We start from the raw sequence: 21,339 nt of genomic DNA on the forward strand, positions 1-21,339 counted from the left end.
CCAAACCTCCACAAACTCCCTGTAAACTCCGGCCTTTGCCCAACACCCAGGGAGTCGGCAATGTCGGGTTCGATCCTTTATATCCACGGCTTCAACAGCGCCCCAGCATCGACCAAAGCCTGCCAACTGGTCGACGTGATGGCACGCCTGGGCCTGAGCAACCAGTTGCGGGTGCCCGCCTTGCACCACCACCCCCGCCAAGCCATCGGTCAGCTGGAACAGGCGATTGCAGAACTGGAGCGGCCGCTGCTGGTCGGCAGCTCGCTCGGCGGCTACTATGCGACTCACTTGGCCGAGCGCCACGGGCTCAAAGCCCTGCTGGTCAATCCTGCCGTGAGCCCGCATCGGATGTTCGACGGCTACCTGGGCACGCAGAAGAATTTATACACCGACGAAACCTGGGAATTGACCCACGACCACGTGACGGCCCTGGCCGAGCTGGAAGTGCCGGCGCCCCGGGATCCGCAGCGGTTTCAGGTATGGTTGCAAACCGGTGACGAAACGCTGGATTATCGCCACGCCCAGCAGTATTACCGCGCCTGCGCCTTGCGCATCCAGGCCGGCGGCGACCACAGTTTCCAAGGGTTTGCCCAGCAGTTGCCGGCACTGTTGAGTTTTGCCGGCATTGGCGCCGATTTGTACCAGGCGATCGACTTCACGTCGCTGTGAGCCATCGCCCCTTTTTCATTGAACACTGACGACGAGACCCCATGGCCACTCCCAGCGCTAGCTCTTATAACGCAGACGCCATCGAAGTCCTCTCGGGCCTCGACCCGGTGCGCAAGCGCCCCGGCATGTACACCGACACCAGTCGGCCGAACCACCTCGCCCAGGAAGTCATCGACAACAGTGTCGACGAAGCCTTGGCCGGGCATGCGAAGTCGGTGCAGGTCATCCTGCACGCCGATCACTCCCTGGAAGTCAGCGATGACGGTCGCGGCATGCCGGTGGACATTCACCCTGAAGAGGGTGTGTCGGGCGTCGAGCTGATCCTCACCAAGCTCCACGCCGGCGGCAAGTTTTCCAACAAGAACTATCAGTTCTCCGGCGGTTTGCACGGGGTGGGTATCTCCGTGGTCAACGCCTTGTCGACCCAGGTGCGGGTGCGGGTCAAGCGTGACGGTAATGAATACCAGATGACCTTCGCCGACGGCTACAAGGCCACCGAGCTGGAAGTGATCGGTACCGTCGGCAAGCGCAACACCGGGACCAGCGTGTATTTCGCTCCGGACCCGAAGTATTTCGATTCGCCGAAGTTTTCTGTCAGCCGCCTCAAGCATGTGCTCAAGGCCAAGGCCGTGTTGTGCCCGGGGCTGCTGGTCAGTTTCGAGGACAAGGCCACCGGCGAGAAAGTCGAATGGCATTACGAAGACGGCCTGCGCTCCTACTTGGTGGACGCGGTCAGCGGTTTCGAGCGCCTGCCCGACGAGCCGTTCTGTGGCAGTCTGGCCGGTAACAAGGAGGCGGTGGACTGGGCGCTGTTGTGGCTGCCCGAAGGCGGCGAAAGCGTCCAGGAAAGCTACGTCAACCTGATCCCCACGGCCCAGGGCGGCACCCACGTCAATGGCTTGCGCCAGGGCTTGCTCGATGCCATGCGCGAGTTCTGCGAGTTCCGCAACCTGCTGCCTCGCGGCGTGAAGCTGGCGCCGGAAGATGTCTGGGAACGCATCGCCTTCGTCTTGTCGATGAAGATGCAGGAACCGCAATTTTCCGGCCAGACCAAGGAGCGCCTGTCGTCCCGCGAGGCGGCGGCGTTTGTTTCCGGCGTGGTCAAGGACGCGTTCAGCCTGTGGCTCAACGCCAATCCTGAGACCGGCCTGGCCCTGGCGGAGCTGGCGATCAACAACGCCGGACGTCGTCTCAAGGCCAGCAAGAAGGTCGAGCGCAAGCGCATCACCCAGGGGCCGGCATTGCCGGGCAAGCTCGCCGATTGCGCCGGGCAGGACCCGATGCGTTCCGAGCTGTTCCTGGTGGAAGGTGACTCCGCCGGCGGTTCGGCCAAGCAAGCGCGGGACAAGGAGTTCCAGGCGATCCTGCCGCTGCGGGGCAAGATCCTCAACACCTGGGAAGTGGACGGCAGCGAAGTGCTGGCCAGCCAGGAAGTGCATAACATCGCGGTGGCCATTGGCGTCGATCCGGGCGCCGCGGACATGAGCCAGTTGCGCTACGGCAAGATCTGCATCCTCGCCGACGCCGACTCCGACGGCTTGCACATCGCCACATTGCTGTGTGCCCTGTTCGTCCAGCATTTCCGCCCGCTGGTGGACGCCGGTCACGTCTACGTGGCGATGCCGCCGCTGTATCGCATCGACCTGGGCAAGGAAATCTACTACGCCCTGGACGAAGCCGAGCGCGACGGCATCCTCGATCGCCTGGTGGCCGAGAAGAAACGTGGCAAGCCGCAGGTCACCCGATTCAAGGGCCTGGGCGAAATGAACCCGCCGCAGTTGCGTGAAACCACCATGGACCCGAACACCCGCCGCCTGGTGCAGTTGACCTTGGATGACTTCGAGGCGACCTCGGAAATGATGGATATGTTGCTGGCGAAGAAACGCGCCGGCGACCGCAAGTCCTGGCTCGAATCCAAAGGGGACTTGGCCGAGGTCCTGGCCTGATGCGCAACGGGTTCGCCCTGGGATTGTTGCTGTGGGCGGGGGTGGTAGTTGCAGGGCCCGCGCCGGAATTGAAGCTGGTGTCCGAGCACGTCGTCGATGGCCTGCGCGGCGGCAACCTGTCCGGGCTTGCGCTGTGCGGCAGCGAGATGTGGACCGTGTCCGATCGCGACGATGACCAAATCTACCGCCTCAACCCCGACGATGCGCCGGTTTGGCAGGCTGAAGCGGTGGCTATCGAAGTGCCGCGGGTGCCGGACAGCGGTTTGCCCTGGGGCTTGAGCTCGCGGACGTGGGCGGCGTCGTTTCTGCGCGGTGGCGAGTTGGATTTCGAAGGCGTCAGTTGCGACAGCGCCGGCAATCGCTACGTGGTCAGCGAGTCCCATGCCGCCGTGCTGCTCGTGCCGCCAACTGGGGCGGCGTCCTGGCTGAAAATCGCCCCGACCTTGATCCGTCAGGCCCGGGGCAGCGGTATGCTATTGCATTTCAACGCACTGTTCGAAGGCCTGGCCGTGAACCCCGCCGGTGACCAGCTATGGCTGGCGGCCGAACGCGAGCGTCGGGGGCTGTTATTGATCAAGCGTCAGCAGACGGTATGGGATTGCGATGGCAATTGTGTGTTGCTGAGCGAAGCGGGAAAGGAAATGCAGCCCGAGCAGTTTTTCAAGCCGAAGGCGGTGTCGCGGGATTTCGCCGACCTGTCATTGTTCGACGGCAAGCTGTTTACCCTGGAGCGAAACGCCTATCAGGTCTGCCGGCGTGACCCGCAGACCGCCAAGGTCGAGCGCTGCTGGTCATTCGCCGCTGAGGCGCTGCAGGATAAGCGTCTTTATCCACAACCCTTCGGCCTGGCCGAAGCGCTGGTCGTGGACGCTGGTGGCGCGTGGATCGGCCTGGATAACAATAATGGCAAGCGCGCCGACGGCGAAACGCGGCCGATCGTCTGGCGTTTTTCCGCACCGACGGGTGGTTGGAGCGCCACGCCATGAGCCAGCAACCGCCGGGCAAGCGCGCCGGCCGGGTGCTGATGATCGTGGCTTGGTGCGCGGCGCTGTTTCTGGCGACGCGGTTTTTCGCCCAGTGGGAGCAGCGCGAGCACAATCCCAACACAGAGGTGTATTCGCAAAAGGGCGAAGGATTTATCGAGGTGAAGCTGGTCGGCAATAAACAGGGGCATTTCGTCGCCAGCGGCCAGATCAACGGCCAGCCGGTGGATTTCATGCTCGACACCGGGGCCACCGATGTGGCGGTCCCGCAGGAACTGGCCGAGCGGCTGAAGCTGGAAAAAGGTTTTGGCGTGACATTGAGCACCGCCAACGGTTTGAGCGAAGGTTATCGCACCCGCATCGACCGGCTGCAATTGGGCGACATCGTCTTGCGCGATGTCCGCGCCCTGGTGGCGCCAGGCCTGGGTGGCACGCAGGTGCTACTGGGCATGAGCGCCCTGAACAAACTTGAATTTACCCAGCGCGACGGCACCATGCTGTTGCGCCAGACAACGAACTGATGAGGCCCGCATGAGCGACATTCTTGCAGACAGCTTAGACGGCGTAGAACGCCGGTCGCTGGCTGACTTCACCGAAAATGCCTACCTCAATTACTCCATGTACGTGATCATGGACCGCGCCTTGCCGCACATCGGCGACGGTCTCAAGCCGGTTCAGCGGCGGATCATCTACGCCATGAGTGAGTTGGGGCTGGACGCTGACTCCAAGCACAAGAAGTCGGCACGGACCGTCGGTGACGTGCTCGGTAAATTCCACCCCCACGGCGATTCGGCTTGCTACGAAGCCATGGTGTTGATGGCCCAGCCGTTCAGCTATCGCTACACCTTGGTGGACGGGCAGGGCAACTGGGGTGCGCCGGACGATCCCAAGTCGTTCGCGGCCATGCGTTACACGGAGGCGCGGCTGTCGCGTTATTCCGAAGTGCTGCTCAGCGAACTGGGCCAGGGCACTGCGGACTGGGGGCCGAACTTCGACGGTACCCTCGACGAACCCCTGGTGTTGCCGGCACGTTTGCCGAATATTCTTCTCAATGGCACCACCGGTATCGCCGTGGGCATGGCCACTGACGTGCCGCCGCACAACCTGCGGGAAGTGGCCACGGCGTGCGTGCGTCTGCTGGACGAGCCGAAAGCCACGGTGGAGCAGCTCTGCGAGCATATCCAAGGCCCGGACTACCCGACCGAAGCGGAAATCATCACTCCCCGCGCCGATCTACTGAAAATCTACGAGACCGGCCGTGGTTCGGTGCGCATGCGTGCCGTTTATCACATCGAAGACGGCGACATCATTGTCACGTCGCTGCCGCATCAGGTTTCCGGTGCCAAGGTGATGGAACAGATTGCCGCGATGATGCAGGCAAAGCCATCGAAGGCGCCGCAAGTTGCTGACCTGCGTGACGAGTCCGACCACGAGAACCCGTGTCGCCTGGTGATCATTCCGGTCAATAGCCGGGTCGACCACGATGCGCTGATGCAGCACCTGTTCGCCAGCACTGACCTGGAGTCCAGCTACCGGGTCAACATCAACATCATCGGCCTGGACGGCAAGCCGCAGTTGAAAAACCTGCGGGCCTTGCTGGTGGAATGGCTGGAGTTCCGGGTCAAGACCGTGCGCCGGCGCTTGCAATTCCGCCTGGACAAAGTAGAGCGCCGCCTGCACCTGTTGGACGGTTTGCTGATTGCCTACCTCAACCTGGATGAAGTGATCCACATCATCCGTACCGAGGAGCACCCCAAGGCCAGCCTGATCGCCCGTTTCGCCCTGAGCGAAATCCAGGCCGACTACATTCTCGATACCCGCCTGCGGCAGTTGGCGCGCCTGGAAGAAATGAAGTTGCGCGCCGAGCAGGATGAATTGCTCAAGGAGCAGGCGAAGCTGCAAGCCCTGCTGGGCAGCGAAGCCAAGCTCAAGAAACTGGTACGCACCGAACTGCTCAAGGACGCCGAAACCTACGGTGACGACCGCCGCTCGCCTATCGTCGAGCGCGCCGAAGCCAAGGCACTGACCGAACATGATCTGTTGCCGAACGAGAAAGTGACGGTTGTGCTGTCGGAAAAAGGTTGGGTGCGCTCCGCCAAGGGGCACGACATCGACGCTGCCGGGCTTTCCTACAAGGCTGGGGACAACTTCAAGGCCTTGGCGCCGGGACGTTCCAACCAGTTCGCGGTGTTCATCGATTCAACCGGGCGCAGTTATTCGGTGCCGGCCCATACCTTGCCTTCGGCTCGCGGCCAGGGCGAACCGCTGACCGGACGATTAACTCCTCCGCCGGGTGCAACTTTTGAATGCGTGCTGATGCCTGATGATGACGGGCTGTACGTTATCGCGTCGGACGCCGGTTACGGGTTCGTCGTCAAGGGTGAGGACCTGCAAGCCAAGAACAAGGCGGGCAAGGCGTTGTTGAGCCTGCCGAACAACGCCAAGGTCATTGCGCCGCGCCCGGTCACCGACCGCGAGAACAATTGGCTGGCCTCGGTGACGACCGAGGGTCGGTTGCTGGTGTTCAAGATAAGCGACCTGCCACAGCTGGGGAAAGGCAAAGGCAACAAGATTATCGGTATTTCCGGCGAACGGGTGGCGAGTCGCGAGGAATATGTCACGGATATTGCAGTGATACCCGAGGGTGCCACGCTTGTGCTTCAGGCAGGAAAGCGGACGCTATCTTTGAAAGCGGACGATCTTGAGCATTACAAGGGTGAACGCGGTCGGCGGGGCAACAAGCTTCCGAGGGGTTTTCAGAGGGTGGATGCGCTGCTCGTCGAAAACCTCAATTAAGCGTGCTAGAGGCCTCGATCTGCGATTAAAACCCGCAGATCGGAACTTTGGCGCTGGAGTCGGGACGCATATTCACGGATGATAGGCCCTTTCAAGCGCCGGCGTGGCCGGGCGTTCTTCATATGACCGAGTATTTTTCACTGTGGTAAGCCTTGTGGCCGCCACCTGGACGAGACGATGACTGTTCTGCGCCTTCCTATTTTGTGGCTCGCCGGCCTGCTTGGCCTGGCGGGCTGCAGCATGAATCAGCCGGTGTCCTTGTACCAACTGGACAGCGGTACCCCAGCCCAGCCTGCGCAAAGCACAGGCATGGCCGTATTGCTCGGCCCGGTGCTGATTGCCGACTACCTTCAGCGTGAAACCCTGTTGCAACGCCAGCCAGACGGCAGCCTGCAAGCCGCCACGGATGGACGCTGGGCTGGCAGCTTGTCTTCCGACATCGATCAGTTGTTGCTGCGCCAGGTTGCGGGCCATTTGGACAGTCAGCGCGTAGTGCTGGCCCCGGCCACCCAGGGATTCTCCCCGGATGTTCAGGTCCTGCTGTCAATTACCCGGCTGGACTCAGGCGAATCCCAGCCAGCGGTCCTCGATGCCCAGTGGCGACTGATCGACCGTCGCGGCAAGGTTCGCGAAAACCGCATTGTTCATCTGCAAGAGCAGCACGCGGGCTCCACCGCTGCGCAGGTCCAGGCACAAGGCGTGCTCTTGCAGCGCCTGGCCGAGCAATTGTCCGTGTCGCTCAAGCCGCTGGCCAACCAGCCGCCTATCGCAGAGGTCCCACGCAAGGCTGCTCCCGCCCCAGCAAAACCGGTTGAAAAGGAAAAGGACAAGATTCCCATGGCCTTGCCGATTCGTACGGACATGGAAGTGTTCAGGTTCTGATAGCCGGACCGGATACAGGGCAAAGCCCGCATTGATGCGGGCTTTGTTGTTTATATGAAAAGCCCGCTGGCGATCACTCGCCAGCGGGCTTCGTTATTTCAGATGCCGAGGCTCAGGCCTGGCGCTCATGCATCCGCGCCAATTGCCGCTCCAGCATCGACGGATACGGCTCCATCAATCGCTCTACACAGCAGGCGCCTTCGGGACTGGCGATGGGACGGATACGCGCGCGCTGGCGGATCAGGGCGTCGTCGTTGATCTTGCGCTCCACCAGCAGCAGGTTGCGGCTGTGTTGGGAGAGGGCCAGTGCGTCCTGGGCTGTTTCGGTCAACAGCAGATCGATCTGGCTCAGGCCGAGCAGGCTGTCGCCGAGGGTCAGGCCTAATTGCAATTGCAGGGTAATGCCACTGTCGGCAACCTCGATCTGCAACTGATGACCCAATGCCCGCAGCAATTCACCGCAGCAAATGGCGTTGGTCAGGTAGTCGTCGCCGCTGTCTTCGGCGTGGAACAGCATCAATGTGCTGCCGTCGTTCAAGGTGTGCAGTTCGCCCTGATAAAGTGATGCCGCCTGGTCGAGGCAGTCGCGATAACGTTCGAGCAGTTCCTTCAGGCGGGCCTGGGGCAGGCGTCGCAATTGATCCTGGGCGCCCAGTTGAACGGCTAGTACGGCGCTGTGCTGCGGCAGGTTCGAGGCGACAGGGCGGGCGATCGGTTGAGGCGCGTCGGCGACCGTTTCATCTCGCAAGTCGGCGAAGGCATCGTCGTCTTCATCGTCTTCAACCGTACGCACCACATGACGCGGCACAGGGCGGGAAGCAGGCATCGGCGCACTTTCGTCAAAGCCCGGGTCCCGCAGGTTGCGCACTTCAAATTCCGGCTCGGCATCGTCCTCATCGACGTAGTCGATGTCTTCGGGCTCAGGCACGGGCTCAGGCTCCGGCGCGAAACTGGCGTGAAGTTGCCGGGCCAGGTCGCCAATTTCGTCCTGGCGCTGGGTGGCGGGTGTGTGTTCGTCGATGTCCCGCAGCCAGACGCGCAATTGCAGCAGCGGCGTGGAAATATGCCGTCCCAGGCGCAGGCTCAAGGCCAGTGCCAGTGCCAACAATATCGCGCTGAGAATGCCCATGCTCTGCAGGCTGATGGTCATCGGTTGCTGGAACTGATCCATGTCCAGGCTGATGCGCAGTTGCCCGGCGGTCACATCCTGGAACGTGATCTTGCTCTGGTACATGCCACCGGTTTCACCCAGCAGGCCCGGCTTGGGACGCTGGCCGGCCTCCGCCAGGATGCGATTGTCCACGCTGTAGATGGCGGCGTGGGCGACCAGTTTGTTCTTGGTCAGGTTGTTGAGCAGCACGTTGAGGCTGAGGATGTCGTTGGACACCAGCAACTCGGTGGCGGACGTGGCGGTCTGGGTGGTCAGGCTTTCGCCCAAGGCATCAGCCTGCTCGTGCATGGCCTGCTTGAACTGCAAACCCATCACGCAGGCATAGATGACCAGGGCCAGGGCGACCAGGATCACGTTATGGCTGGCAATGCGTAATGCAATCGGCACGCGACGATGGCGCAGTGCACGGAAGATCAGCAGAAAGAAATTGTCGGTTTTGACTGGCGTGGGCCGGTTCACTGAGCTCGGCTCTTTGTCCGTGAAATTGACGCGCAGTATAGCGATAGCCCCATGACCGGCAAAGCACTGGCGGTGCCCGATGGTCACTGAATGTGGGTAGAATGCGGTTTTTTTCCACCTGCGGGGGTGCGCCTTGCGCGAAATTGTCCTGATAAACATCACTGGCAGCGACCGTCCGGGTCTGACTGCGGCCATTACCGGCGTTCTGGCCCAGGGTGGTGTGAACATTCTCGACATTGGACAGGCGGTGATCCACGACACGCTGTCGTTCGGCATCCTGGTTGAAATCCCGGACACCGAGCAGGGCAAGTCGGTGCTCAAGGACATCCTGTTTACCGCCTACAAGCTTGACCAGCAGGTACGGTTCACTCCGGTATCGGAAGCCGATTACCAAAACTGGGTGGCCGGGCAGGGCAAGAAACGGCACATCGTGACGCTGTTGACTCGCAAGGTCACCGCCGAGCAATTGCAGCGCGTCAGTTCGATCACGGCGAAATATGGCCTGAACATCGATCACATCGATCGGCTGTCCGGGCGCATGCCGCTCGATACCCCGGCCGACCAAGGCAAGGGCTGCATCGAATTTTCCGTGCGCGGCGAACCTGCCGATCCCCAGGCGTTGCGTGCTGAGTTCCTCAGCGTGGCCCAGGAGCTGAACGTCGATATCGCGTTCCAGGAAGATTCGCTGTTTCGCCGTAACCGCCGCCTGGCGGTGTTCGACATGGACTCGACACTGATCGAAGCCGAAGTGATCGACGAGTTGGCCAAGGCTGCCGGCGTCGGCGACAAGGTGTCGGCCATCACTGAGCGGGCCATGGCTGGCGAGCTGGATTTCCGGGCCAGCTTCAAGGAGCGCCTGGCGCTGCTGCAAGGCCTGGATGTGAGCGTGCTGGATTCCATCGGCGCTTCCCTGCGCCTGACCGAAGGCGCCGAAACCCTGTTTGCCGAACTCAAGCGACTGGGCTACAAGACCGCGATTCTGTCGGGCGGCTTCGCGTATTTTGCCAAGCAATTGCAGGCCAAGCTCGGTATCGACTACGTGTTCGCCAACGAGCTGGAAGTGGTGGACGGCAAGGTGACCGGCGTGGCGGTCGAGCCGATCGTCGATGCCCAGCGCAAGGCGGATCTGCTGCGTGAACTGGCCGCCAAAGAGGGCCTGCGCCTGGAGCAGACCATCGCCGTAGGCGACGGAGCCAACGATCTGCCGATGCTGGCCATCGCCGGGCTCGGCGTGGCGTTCCGGGCCAAGCCGCTGGTCAAGCAGTCGGCCAGGCAGGCGATTTCAACCTTGGGGTTGGATGGGGTGTTGTATCTGCTGGGCTTCAGGGACCGCGACGGGCAGGTTTGAGCCCTGCATCAATTTCCAGGGCATACGCTCTTGTGGCGAGGGCGCAAGCTCCCTCGCCACGGGAACTGGTCGCTTTCTAGAGCGACTTCCACAACGAATCGAAATCCCCTTCTTGCGCGCCGCCATCCCCGGCCGTGCCCGAATCCTCCTGGCGGTAGGCAAACTGGTTGAAGCTGTGGGTGCTGGTGACCCGGCGATCCAGGCCGGCACGACGTGCCTGCCCGTCGGTATTGATCAATACTTGCTGGCCTTCCTGGAAAGGCAGGCGCGGGGCAATAACGGTGGGCGGCAGGTCGATGGCGCTGATTTCGGGCAGTAACAATCCTCGCAGGTAATGTCCCTGGTCGCTCTGTTCGCGGATCAGTTGCAACCCGCAAGGCTGGGCGTGGGGTGCGACCAGCTCGATGCCCATCTGCATGGCGCCATTGCGTACCTGGCGGATCCAGCGCACCACGGCGATGCTCCAGGTCTGGTCGTTGGCGTCACGAATGCCGACCATCTCCCCGGCCTGCAATTGTTCCGGCACCTCTTTCGGCCAGCCAAGGCAGTAACCGCCCGGGCTGTGATTGATGATTGGCAGGTCGTAGGTTGGAAAGTGATGCTGATTGTCGGAGCTGGTGCTGTCGTCATCGGCCGGATTGACCGGGTACTCGATTTCTTCGTAGGGCAGCAGCTCGCTGTCACCGGCTGGCGCGGCGTCGAAGGCCTGGCTCCAAGTGTCGTTTTTTGTGGTCGGCGAGGCCTCGAACCGGGCCTTGCGCGTCGCTGGATTCTTCAGGATTTCGCTGAAGGAGCGCTCGCCTCCAAGGTAGTAGTGCAGCGCGCTCATGCCCACGCACAACGTCAGCGTTCCGTTGCCCTCGGTGCGCTGGAAGCTGCGTTCGACGGCCTCGCCCCAGGCGGCTTGCAGGTGGTGCAGGGTGTCGGCACTCATGCCGGCGGGTACTGGCAGCGATGATTCGACAGGGTGCGCCAGATGGGTGGTAATCGCGCGTACCAACGGCTCAAGATCGAAACCTTGCAGGCTAGGTTGCTGCTCGGCGCGGAATTTGGAGCGATACCGCGGTCCGACATCCAGTTGCGGTGCGACGGCGAAAAGGCTGGTGGCGGCGCTGGCGGGCGGGTCCAGCTTGACCCACTGGCTCCACGATTCCAGTACCTCGGCCAGTCGCGCGATCTGGCTCTGGCGCAACTGATTGCTGCGCGAGGCGCCTAGCAGCAGGGCGACGACGTAGGTCTGTTCGGCGTTCAACTGATGAACCTGGCTGGCAAGCTCATCGCTGACGCTCAGGTGTTGCAACTTGTGCTGGCAGGCAATCCGGTACAGCTGGTGCAAATCAAGCCAAAGTCCCTCGGGCACCGGGCTGTACAGCTGGCCGGCGCGCAACAGGTTGCCGTCGAGGGCATGTAGCGCCCGTTGCAGTGCGGTGGCGAGCACGCGCGCCCGATCCTTGGTGAACTTGGGCGAGAGGCGTACGACTATTTGCTTGTAACCCATCGCCAGATGGGTCTGCAGGGCCTGGCACAGGTTGACGATCTTGCGCGAGCGGTCGTCCAGCACAATGGCCTGCTGCAGGAAGTGTCGCTCCAGGTGCTTGCAGACGTAATAAACCTCGGGCCGCAGCAGTTCGAGCAGTTGCAGGCGGTTTTCGCTGGGGGTGAGCAGCAGGTTCAGCTCGCCGAGCGCCTGATACAACAGGCGGGCGGTTTCGCCGATGTTGGCCTTGGGCAGGTTGGCAATCCAACGCTTGAGGTCGCGAGGCGTGGCATCGCAAAAGGACAGGCGCGACTGGGTCGGTGTCGAAACACGCAGTAGCTGGAGAGGGCTGGTCTCATTCATGCCGTGGACGGGCTCCGGCGGGAAATGAAGGGGATGTTCCAACTCTAGCAGTTATGTGCGAAAAGGCGCGTCCGATGTCGGGTGCCAGGTGGGAGCGACAGGCCTCGCCCGCACCTGGCCGATGAATCAGGCTTTGGGCAGCGCCAAGCCTTGGCCCATCTGCACCGGCGAGCCGGCCACCAGGTCTTCGGCCCATTTCACCTGGTCCGGGCCAAACAGCACGATTGCGGTGGAGCCCAGTTTGAATCGGCCCAGTTCTGCACCTTTTTCCAAGTGGATCGGTGCACGGGCGGCTTCGTCGTAACGGAAGGTTTTCAATTCGCGCTTGGGTGGCGTTACCAGCCCGGCCCAAACGGTTTCGATAGAAGCCACGATCATTGCACCCACCAGCACCACGGCCATCGGGCCGCGTTCGGTGTCGAAAATGCAGGCTACGCGTTCGTTACGGGCAAACAGTTCCGGGACGTTTTCGGCAGTGGTCTGGTTGACCGAGAAGATCCGCCCTGGGATGTAGACCATTTCCCGCAAAGTGCCGGCCAGCGGCATGTGCACGCGGTGATAATCCTTGGGCGACAGGTAGATGGTGGCGAAATCGCCGCCCATGAACGGCGCCGCGTTGGCCGCATCACCGCCCAATAGCTCCAGCACACTGAAGCTGTGGCCCTTGGCCTGGAACACCCGCCCATGCTCGATCGGGCCGAGCTGGCTGACGGCGCCATCGGCAGGGCTGAGGATCGCGCCGGGGGTTTCGTCCTGAGGGCGCGCTCCCTCTTTCAGGGCGCGAGTAAAGAAGGCATTGAAGTGCTCGTAAGCCGTCAGGTCTTCCACCAGCGCCTGGGACATGTCCACCTGGTAGCGCTTGGCGAACCAGGCCGTGAAGGCATTCTTGAACCAGCGCACTCGGCACTCGGCGATGCAGCCGGCCAGCCGCGACAGCAAATGGTGCGGCAGCAGGTACTGGGAGAGGATGAACAAGCGGTTTTTCATTAACTGTCCTTAAAAATCTTCAAAGCTCAACGGGGGTGTCAGGGTGGTTGCCCCATTCGCCCCAGGAACCGGCATAGCCTTTGACTCGCGGATAACCGAGCGCCTTGGCCACCAGATAGGTGAAGCCAGAGCGGTGGTGAGTCTGGCAGTGGGTGATGACTTCTTTGTCAGGCGTAATGCCCAGTTGTTCGAGTATTTGTGGCATGTCCTTGCGGATACGCAGGTTGCGTGCCGGGTCCATGCCTGCGGTCCATTCAAAGTTGATTGCCCCAGGGATGTGTCCGCCCCTGGCCGCAACGACTTTTTCGCCGGAATATTCGAGCGGGCCGCGCGCATCCCAGATCGCCAGGTCGCTGGCGCCCAGGCGGCTTTGCAAATATTCGCGGGTGGCGGTGGGTGCTTCGTGCAGGGTCAGGCTTACCGAGCCCGCGACTGCCGCCGGAACTTCAGTGGAGACTGGCAAGCCCTCGTCCAGCCAGGACAGCAAGCCGCCATCGAGGTAGTGATAGTTCGAATGGCCAATCACGTCCAGCAGCCAGATAAAGCGCCCGGCCCAGCCGCCGCCCTCGTCGTCATACACGACGTAGATCGCATCGGGGTTGTGGCCGAGCTCGCCGAACAGTGCCTCCAGCTCGGCATTGGCAGGCAACAGGCCTGGCGCGGGAGGCTGGCCCAGTTGCGTGCGCTTGGGGTCGACGAAGCGCGCGCCAGGAACATGTCCGGTGCCATAGCGGGCGGCGCTGGTCAGGTCCACCAGAATCAGATTGGCAGCATCGAGGCGCGGCAGCAGCTCGTTAGGCTCGATTACCAGCGGCAAGCCAGAGAAGTCAGGCATATGAGGTCTCCTGGGGCGCAAAGGGAAAAGATTGTACCAAGTTCAGCGGCCACGGTTGGTAAAGCTGTGCAGGGCCCTTTCGATGCATTGCGAGGTTTTGCCGAAGGCCTGTACGGTCACGTCCGAGAACGGCCCGCCACCCTGGTCCACAGCGACCAACATGATCACCCGGCCGTTGCAGGTCAGTGAGCGCAACAGCAAGTGCTCGCCCTTGAACAGGCTGCGCAGGCCCGGCGGCAGCAAAGCCGAATATTGCGCATTGTTCTCCGGGTTCAGGCGAACCTGGGCCTGCTGGGCCAGCAGTCGCTGCAGGACCTTGCTCTGGCTGATGGAGAAACTCATCGCCGCCGCCTCTTTGGGTAGGCCGGCGGTCTGATGCACGCGCACGCTGGTCTGGCTGCGGTCGGCCATCAAGATCATGACCCGGCGCATTCCGCACGCCACCAAGGCGTCGCGGGCCGAGGTCGTCAGATGCATGGCATTGCTGAAGGGGCTGGGTTCCACCAACAGCGCGGCGCATTGCTTGCGCCATTGGGTCAGGTCTTCGGCGCTGGGCGGCGCGGCCGGGAGCAAGCCCGGGTGAACGCGGCGGCTGCCCCAGGGCCAGATCAACGCCACGGCGGGATGCCAGAGGTCTGGCATGGCGTTTTGGCGGGCGCTGGTGACAGCCTGTTGATGAAGCTGCTGCTGGAGCTCATCCATTGGCATTTGCAGATACAGGCTTGTTAGGTACTGCCAACGAGCGCTGGACGGGCTGTCCCAAGCCTGTTGCGCCGCCAGTGCCAGGCCGTTGGCCAGCAACACGGTATTGGCGGGCTGGTTGAGCCAGCGCCGCAGGGTTGGATCGTCGTCCAGCCGATTCTGCTGGCGTAGCGGGTGATCGCTGTCGCGTGCGATGCGCAGCACTTTGATCAGTTCGCGGCGCTCGTTGAGCAACAGACGATAGCCCTGCATCACCCACGCTGGCAGGTGCCACCTCTCCACCAGCGCGAGGCAGATTTTCAGCAGGCTGACGCCGAACAGTTCGCGCTCGACCCGGTCGGCTGGCTCGCCTTTATGGACCACCCGCAACTCCCACTCACCCAGCAGCCGCGGGTGCGTCAGGGCCAGTGGCCAGAGCGGCGAGAGAAATAACAGGCTGCCCCAATGGATGTCCTGCCACAGCCGAGCCAGGCGGTTGGCGAAAAAACCGTTGGCCTGTTGCGAGGCGTGCTGGCTGATCAATTGCAATTGGCGCAGCGCCACGGGAATTTCATATTCCGGCAACGAGGGCAGGCGGGCGAGCAGTTCCTCGGTGCGTTTGAGGCCGAGGCGGTTGATGGCCACCTCGAGATTTTCCGCCGGTTCCGCCAGGGTGCCGTGGGTGTGATGGTTAGCTTCGCGGATGACACTCAGGGCCAGGGCGGGGCTGCCCTGCATTAGTTCGGCAATGTCGCGCAACGAGCGGCGGCTGTCGGCAATAGCCTTGCAGACCAGGTCATGACTGGCCAGGGGCACCGGCAAGTGGATGCCTTCGAGCAGCTTTACCCAGCCTTCGAGCGTGGTGGGTCGCGGAGTTGGAACCTTCGTTTCGTTAGCCATGACTAGACGCGATCTTCACATGAGGTATCAACGCCCGGAACGGGGCAAAATTGGCTTTTCGCCAGAACTGGCTATAGTCTGGCGCAGTTTTGCCGATAAGTAGAAGAAGAGATTTTTCAGCTTCCGAATATGACCTTGAACCCGACTTAAATAAGTACTTTCTACCTATGGCTAAAATTATCGGCATCATTGTCGTGTTCGCGAGCGTACTCGGCGGATACGTGCTCTCCCATGGCAAGATCGCAGCCCTGATCCAACCTTTCGAGGTATTGATCATCGGCGGTGCGGCCCTTGGCGCATTCCTGCAGGCCAACCCTGGCTATATGACCATGCACGTGCTCAAGAAATCCTTGAGCATGTTCGGCTCGCGTTTCAGCCACACCTTCTACCTGGAAGTGCTGGGGCTGGTTTACGAGATCCTCAACAAAAGCCGCCGTGAGGGCATGATGGCGATTGAGGGCGATATCGAAGACGCCGCCTCCAGCCCGATTTTCGCCAAGTACCCCACCGTACTGAAGGATGAGCGCATGACCGCGTTCATCTGTGATTACCTGCGCATCATGTCGTCCGGCAACATGGCGCCCCATGAGCTCGAAGGCCTGTTCGACATGGAGCTGTACAGCCTCAAGGAAGACTTGGAACATCCGTCGCACGCGGTCAACGGCATCGCCGACGGCATGCCCGGTTTCGGTATCGTCGCGGCGGTATTGGGTATCGTGGTGACCATGGCCTCCCTGGGTGAGGGCGATCAGGCGTCCATCGGCCTGCACGTAGGTGCGGCGCTGGTAGGTACGTTCTTCGGTATTCTGGCCGCCTATGGCTTTTTCGGCCCGCTGGCCCATTCCCTGGCCCACGACGCCAAGGAAGAGCTCAATGTCTACGAGGCCATCAAGGCTTCGCTCGTGGCCTCCGCCTCGGGCATGCCGCCATCCCTGGCGGTGGAGTTCGGTCGCAAAGTCCTGTACCCGGCGCATCGTCCAAGCTTCGCCGAGCTGGAACAAGCGGTTCGCGGTCGCTAAGCAATGGAAAATAATCAGCCGATCATCGTAAAGCGCATCAAGCGCATTGCCGGCGGACACCATGGCGGTGCCTGGAAAATCGCCTTTGCCGACTTCGCGACGGCGATGATGGCGTTCTTCCTGGTGCTGTGGCTGCTGTCCACCGCGACCCCGGAACAGAAGATCGCCATCGCCGGGTACTTCAAGGATCCGGTCGGTTTTTCCGAGAGCGGCACGCCGTACATTATCGATCTGGGCGGCTCGCCCGTCCTCGCGCCGGAAAATACGCTCAACCCCGAGGTCAAGTCGCAGCCTCAGCCCGACAAGGCGACCGTCGACGCCAATGAGGCCGAAGGCATGGCCGAGCAGGTCGAGCGCGAGCGTCTGGAGTTGCTGCTGCAGGAATTGCAGAACAAGGTCGAGGAGAACCCGGAGCTGCAGAAATTCAAGGACCAGATCCTCTTCGAGATCACCCCGAACGGCCTGCGCATCCAGATCATGGACGCCGATAACCGGCCGATGTTCGACTCGGGCAGCGCGCGGCTGAAACCCTATTTCGAAGACATCCTGTTGGCCATGGCCGATACCATCAAAGCGGTGCCGAACAAGATCAGCATCAGCGGTCATACCGATGCCAAGCCGTACGTTGGCAAAGGCGACTTCGGTAACTGGGAGCTCTCGGCCAACCGGGCCAACGCAGCGCGGCGCGCCCTGGTGGCGGGCAGCTACCCGGACGAGCAAGTGGCGCGGGTCGTCGGTTACGCGTCCTCGGCGCTGTTCGATCGCAAGGAACCGTTCAACCCGGTCAACCGGCGTATTGATATCGTGGTGTTGACCAAGAAGGCGCAGAAAGCCATCGAAGGTTCGCAGACCGACGATCCGGCGCCAGACCCAGCTCAAAGCGAGGGCGCGCCGGGTGAAGCGCCCACTGCACCCGTGACGCCTGGTGCGGCGGCTGATCCGAACGCGCTGCCAGCGGACCAGCAGCCGGTGCCGGCCCATGAGTTGCGCGAACGCCTGAACCTGTTCGACGACGCCGCACCGAAACCGACGGAACCGCCAGCGCAGTGACCCACAAAAAAGCCGACATCATCGTCGGCTTTTTTCCGTCTGATCGTTCCCGCGCTCTGCGTGGGAATGTCGCCCAGGACGCTCCGCGTCCCTTGTGACGCAGAGCGTCACCGGATGCGTTACCACGCAGAGCGTGGGAACGATCGTCTAACTGGGGTCAGTAACTGCTTTCCGGCAGGCTGGCGATGATCGAGCGGTAGCTGTTCATCCGTTGCTGATGCACGCGACCTTCTTCCAATGCCTTTAGCAGGGCGCAACCGGGCTCGCGGTCGTGCTTGCAATCACGGAAGCGGCAGGTGCCGATCAGCTCGTTGAACTCGATGAACCCGGCCTCGACATCGGCCCGGCTGACATGCCCCAGGCCGAATTCCCGGATACCCGGCGAGTCGATCAATTCTCCGCCACCGGGGAAATGGAACAGCCGCGCGGTGGTGGTGGTGTGGGTGCCCTGGCCAGACAATTCGGACAACGGCCCGACGCGGGTTTCGACTTCTGGCAGCAGGCTGTTGACCAGCGAAGACTTGCCGACGCCGGACTGGCCGACGAACACGCTGATGCGCCCGTCCAGTTGCTGCTGCAACTGCTCCATGCCATTGCCGTGATGAGCCGAGACTTCCAGCACCGGGTAACCCAGGTCCCGATAGACCGACAGCAGCGCGTTCAACGCCGGGGCGTTGTGTTCGTCGATCAGGTCGAACTTGTTGAGCAGCAGCAACGGACGGATGCCGGCGTGCTCGGCTGCCACCAGGTAGCGGTCGATCAAGTTGGCATGAGGCTCGGGCAGCGGGGCGAACACGATCACGATCATGTCGACGTTGGCGGCCACGGGCTTGAGTTGGCCTCGGCTGTCCGGACGGCACAGCTCGGTGTGGCGCGGCAATTGCGCGACGATCACGCCGATGCCCTGGTTACCGGCGCGCCAGACGACCTGGTCGCCGGTCACCAGCGCTGGCAGGTTGGCCCGCAAGTGGCATCGAAAAACCTGGCCGGCCAATTCGCCTTCCTTGGCCTCGACCTCGACCTGCACACCGAAGTGAGCGATCACCAGCCCGGTCTGTTCCGGGCCCAGGTCACCGCCTTCCAAGGCTTCGACAGCGCTGGACTCGCGTTTGGCGGCGCGGGCGGCGCGCTCGCCCTGGATCTTTTCGATGCGCCAGTTCTGACGACGATTGAGTTGGCGTTTGGCCATGGGTGTTCCGTATGAAGAAATGCAGCGAATAGGGTAAAACGGCGGCGAGTTTAGCACGCCCCGGAGGCTGCCTAGGCTAAACTGCGCAGCTACGCCGAGGAGCTTTCCCATGCAAAACCCGCAAAACCTCATCTGGATCGACCTGGAAATGACCGGTCTGAACCCCGACACCGACGTCATCATCGAGATGGCCACCATCGTCACCGACAGCGATCTCAACACCTTGGCCGAAGGCCCGGTAATTGCGATCCATCACAGCGACGAGATCCTGGCCGGCATGGACGAGTGGAACACTCGCCAGCACGGTGGCTCGGGCCTGACCCAGCGGGTGCGCGACAGCAAGATCAGCATGGCCGAGGCGGAAGCCCGGACCATCGCCTTCCTCGAGCAATGGGTGCCGAGGGGCAAATCGCCGATCTGCGGCAACAGCATCTGCCAGGACCGGCGCTTCCTGTATACCCACATGAAATCGTTGGAAAGCTATTTCCACTATCGCAACCTGGACGTCTCGACCCTCAAGGAGCTGGCCGCCCGCTGGGCCCCCGAAGTTCGCGACAGCTTCCAGAAAGGCAGCACGCACCTGGCCCTGGATGACATTCGCGAGTCCATCGCCGAGTTGCAGCATTACCGCAAGCATTTCATCAAGTTCTAACCGGCACTCCAGCGACTGGCGGGATTGCTTTTGTGGCGAGGGAGCTTGCTCCCGCTGGCCTGCGTAGCAGGCCCCAACAGTTTTCCAGGAAGACTCAATCGTCTGGTTTGCGACTGCTGCGCAGCCGAGCGGGAGCAAGCTCCCTCGCCACAGGGGATTTAGCCGTTGAGCGGCGCCGCCCTCTTTTGGTGCCAGCCCAAACTGGCTAGACTGCGCGCCTTCCTGCAAGGACCGCCATCATGCTGCTGATGCTGTATCTGATCGCCATAACCGCCGAAGCCATGACCGGCGCGCTGTCCGCCGGGCGACGGGGCATGGACTGGTTCGGCGTGGTGCTGATCGCCTGCATCACGGCGCTGGGTGGCGGCTCGGTGCGCGACGTGCTGCTGGGGCACTACCCGCTGACTTGGGTCAAGCATCCGGAATACCTGGTGCTGACCACCGCGGCGGCCATGCTGACGGTATTCCTGGCACGCTGGATGCGTCACTTGCGCTCATTGTTCCTGGTGCTCGACGCCGTGGGCTTGGTGGCGTTCACCTTGATTGGCTGCATGACCGCACTGGAGATGGGGCACGGCATGTTGGTTGCGTCGGTCAGCGGCGTAATAACAGGAGTGTTCGGCGGCATCCTCCGAGACATTTTCTGCAACGATATCCCGCTGATCTTCCGCCGTGAGCTTTATGCCAGCGTCTCGTTTGCCGCCGCGTGGTGCTATTTGTTATGCGTTTTCCTGCAACTGCCCAGCGAACAGTCGATCCTCATCACGCTGTTTGGCGGTTTCCTGCTGCGGCTCCTGGCAATCCGCTTCCACTGGGAAATGCCCAAGTTTGTCTATAACGACGAAGTCTGACGCTCGGCGTGCTGGCGCAACGCCCATTCCACATGTTCCTGCACCAAGGCTGACGGATAGTCCCGTCGCGCCTTCAACGCTTCCATTACCGGTATCGTCGTAGGCGCGTTCCCGAGCCCCACCGCCAGGTTGCGCAGCCAGCGTTCGTAACCGGCGCGGCGCAGTGGCGAACCTTCGGTGTTGCTGAGGAATTTGTCCTCATCCCACATGAACAATTCGGCCAGTTCAGCATTGTCCAGGTTGTGGCGGGGCTTGAAGTCGCCTTCCCCCGACGGCCGGGCGAAGCGGTTCCACGGGCAGACGATCTGGCAGTCGTCACAGCCGAACACCCGATTGCCGATCAATGGCCGCAGGTCCTCCGGGATGGCATTTTTCAGCTCGATAGTGAGGTAGGAAATGCACCGCCGTGCATCGAGTATGTAGGGGCCGACGAATGCGTTGGTAGGACAGATATCCAGGCAGGCGGTACATTTTCCGCAATGTTCGCTGGCATGGGGCGGGTCTACCGGGAGCGGAAGATCGACGAACAGTTCGCTCAGGAAGAAATAGCTGCCGGCCTTGCGGTTCAGCACCAAGGTGTTCTTGCCGATCCAGCCCAGCCCGGCCTGTTCGGCGATGGCTTTTTCCAGCACCGGCGCGCTATCGACGAACGCGCGATAGCCAAAGGGGCCAATGGCCGCCTGGATTTTTTCTGCCAGTTGCTGCACGCGTTTACGGATCAATTTGTGGTAATCGCGGCCCAATGCATAACGCGAGACGTAGGCTTTTTCCGGTTGGGCAAGCCGTTGCGCCATTTGCGTGTCGCCCGGCAGGTAATCCATGCGCAGGGACACCACGCGCAAGGTGCCGGGTACCAATTCTTCTGGATGCGAGCGCTTGCTGCCGTGGGCGCCCATATAGTCCATTTCGCCGTGGTAACCGGCCTCGAGCCAGCCTTGCAGGTGCTGTTCATGCTCGGCGAGGTCCAGGCCGCTGATGCCGACCTGCTGGAAACCCAGCTCGCGGCCCCAGTCCTTGATGGATTGGGCGAGAGTGGCAAGATCGGTGGGAATGGCAGGCATGAGGCGAGAGAAACCGGAGC

At 61.9% G+C, this 21,339-nt stretch carries 18 protein-coding genes; 11 read left to right on the plus strand and 7 right to left on the minus strand.

Annotated features, from left to right (window positions below; translation table 11 throughout):
• Positions 1-60: 60 nt before the first annotated feature.
• From HU742_RS19785 to HU742_RS19810, 6 genes are all read left to right on the plus strand, one after another.
• Positions 61-669: a YqiA/YcfP family alpha/beta fold hydrolase gene (locus HU742_RS19785; protein ID WP_186638437.1), complete on the plus strand. Its 609-nt coding sequence runs from the start codon at positions 61-63 to the stop codon at positions 667-669.
• Positions 670-710: 41 nt separating this feature from the next.
• Positions 711-2,615 carry a DNA topoisomerase IV subunit B gene (gene parE / locus HU742_RS19790; RefSeq protein ID WP_186638439.1) on the plus strand — a complete coding sequence of 635 codons (1,905 nt, stop codon included), beginning with the start codon at positions 711-713 and terminating at the stop codon, positions 2,613-2,615.
• The gene (locus tag HU742_RS19795; RefSeq protein ID WP_186645265.1) at positions 2,615-3,601 is read left to right on the plus strand and encodes an esterase-like activity of phytase family protein; all 987 of its coding nucleotides are present in this window, start codon (positions 2,615-2,617) and stop codon (positions 3,599-3,601) included. The genes parE and HU742_RS19795 overlap by 1 nt, the downstream gene beginning before the upstream one ends.
• On the plus strand, positions 3,598-4,119 hold the full coding sequence (locus tag HU742_RS19800) for a retropepsin-like aspartic protease family protein (protein ID WP_186645264.1): 522 nt from the start codon (positions 3,598-3,600) through the stop codon (positions 4,117-4,119). Before HU742_RS19795 ends, HU742_RS19800 begins: the two co-directional genes overlap by 4 nt.
• Before the next feature lie 10 nt (positions 4,120-4,129).
• The gene (parC, locus tag HU742_RS19805) at positions 4,130-6,394 is read left to right on the plus strand and encodes a DNA topoisomerase IV subunit A (protein ID WP_186638445.1); all 2,265 of its coding nucleotides are present in this window, start codon (positions 4,130-4,132) and stop codon (positions 6,392-6,394) included.
• A gap of 177 nt (positions 6,395-6,571) precedes the next feature.
• The gene (locus tag HU742_RS19810; RefSeq protein WP_186638447.1) at positions 6,572-7,276 is read left to right on the plus strand and encodes a PqiC family protein; all 705 of its coding nucleotides are present in this window, start codon (positions 6,572-6,574) and stop codon (positions 7,274-7,276) included.
• A gap of 112 nt (positions 7,277-7,388) precedes the next feature.
• Here HU742_RS19810 and HU742_RS19815 read toward each other — a convergent pair whose 3' ends face one another.
• Complete coding sequence (locus HU742_RS19815; RefSeq protein ID WP_186645263.1) at positions 7,389-8,906, minus strand: AhpA/YtjB family protein; 1,518 nt, start codon at positions 8,904-8,906, stop codon at positions 7,389-7,391.
• Positions 8,907-9,039: 133 nt separating this feature from the next.
• On the opposite strand from HU742_RS19815, the gene serB reads away from it, so the two are divergent.
• Positions 9,040-10,254 (plus strand): phosphoserine phosphatase SerB, encoded by a 1,215-nt coding sequence (serB, locus tag HU742_RS19820; protein WP_186645262.1) that lies wholly within the window; start codon positions 9,040-9,042, stop codon positions 10,252-10,254.
• 76 nt (positions 10,255-10,330) lie between these two features.
• On the opposite strand, the gene HU742_RS19825 is transcribed toward serB, so the two are convergent.
• The 4 genes from HU742_RS19825 to HU742_RS19840 all read right to left on the minus strand — a co-directional run bounded on the left by HU742_RS19825 (position 10,331) and on the right by HU742_RS19840 (position 15,497).
• Positions 10,331-12,094, minus strand: a complete 1,764-nt coding sequence (locus HU742_RS19825; protein ID WP_186638453.1) for a cyclic-di-GMP receptor FimW-related protein — start codon at positions 12,092-12,094, stop codon at positions 10,331-10,333.
• Between the two features lie 126 nt (positions 12,095-12,220).
• Positions 12,221-13,081: an archaetidylserine decarboxylase gene (gene asd / locus HU742_RS19830; RefSeq protein WP_186645261.1), complete on the minus strand. Its 861-nt coding sequence runs from the start codon at positions 13,079-13,081 to the stop codon at positions 12,221-12,223.
• Between the two features lie 19 nt (positions 13,082-13,100).
• Positions 13,101-13,916 (minus strand): rhodanese-like domain-containing protein, encoded by an 816-nt coding sequence (locus tag HU742_RS19835; RefSeq protein ID WP_186645260.1) that lies wholly within the window; start codon positions 13,914-13,916, stop codon positions 13,101-13,103.
• A 42-nt stretch (positions 13,917-13,958) separates the two neighbouring features.
• Positions 13,959-15,497 carry an HDOD domain-containing protein gene (locus HU742_RS19840; RefSeq protein ID WP_186645259.1) on the minus strand — a complete coding sequence of 513 codons (1,539 nt, stop codon included), beginning with the start codon at positions 15,495-15,497 and terminating at the stop codon, positions 13,959-13,961.
• A gap of 167 nt (positions 15,498-15,664) precedes the next feature.
• On the opposite strand from HU742_RS19840, the gene motA reads away from it, so the two are divergent.
• A complete protein-coding gene (motA, locus tag HU742_RS19845) occupies positions 15,665-16,516 on the plus strand; it encodes a flagellar motor stator protein MotA (RefSeq protein WP_186611872.1) in 852 nt (283 codons plus the stop codon).
• Positions 16,517-16,519: 3 nt separating this feature from the next.
• Positions 16,520-17,566 carry a flagellar motor protein MotB gene (gene motB, locus HU742_RS19850; RefSeq protein ID WP_186638468.1) on the plus strand — a complete coding sequence of 349 codons (1,047 nt, stop codon included), beginning with the start codon at positions 16,520-16,522 and terminating at the stop codon, positions 17,564-17,566.
• A 157-nt stretch (positions 17,567-17,723) separates the two neighbouring features.
• On the opposite strand, the gene rsgA is transcribed toward motB, so the two are convergent.
• Entirely contained in the window at positions 17,724-18,755 is a 1,032-nt protein-coding gene (rsgA, locus tag HU742_RS19855) for a small ribosomal subunit biogenesis GTPase RsgA (protein WP_186638478.1), read from the minus strand.
• Positions 18,756-18,864: 109 nt separating this feature from the next.
• Here rsgA and orn point away from each other — a divergent pair, with 109 nt between their 5' ends.
• Complete coding sequence (gene orn / locus HU742_RS19860; protein WP_186638480.1) at positions 18,865-19,407, plus strand: oligoribonuclease; 543 nt, start codon at positions 18,865-18,867, stop codon at positions 19,405-19,407.
• Between the two features lie 236 nt (positions 19,408-19,643).
• A complete protein-coding gene (locus HU742_RS19865) occupies positions 19,644-20,258 on the plus strand; it encodes a TRIC cation channel family protein (protein WP_186615643.1) in 615 nt (204 codons plus the stop codon).
• On the opposite strand, the gene queG is transcribed toward HU742_RS19865, so the two are convergent.
• A complete protein-coding gene (queG, locus tag HU742_RS19870) occupies positions 20,240-21,319 on the minus strand; it encodes a tRNA epoxyqueuosine(34) reductase QueG (RefSeq protein WP_186645257.1) in 1,080 nt (359 codons plus the stop codon). The genes HU742_RS19865 and queG overlap by 19 nt on opposite strands.
• Between the last annotated feature and the right edge of the window lie 20 nt (positions 21,320-21,339).

The organism is Pseudomonas marvdashtae (genome assembly GCF_014268655.2).
GTDB classification, from domain to species: Bacteria; Pseudomonadota; Gammaproteobacteria; order Pseudomonadales; family Pseudomonadaceae; genus Aquipseudomonas; species Aquipseudomonas marvdashtae.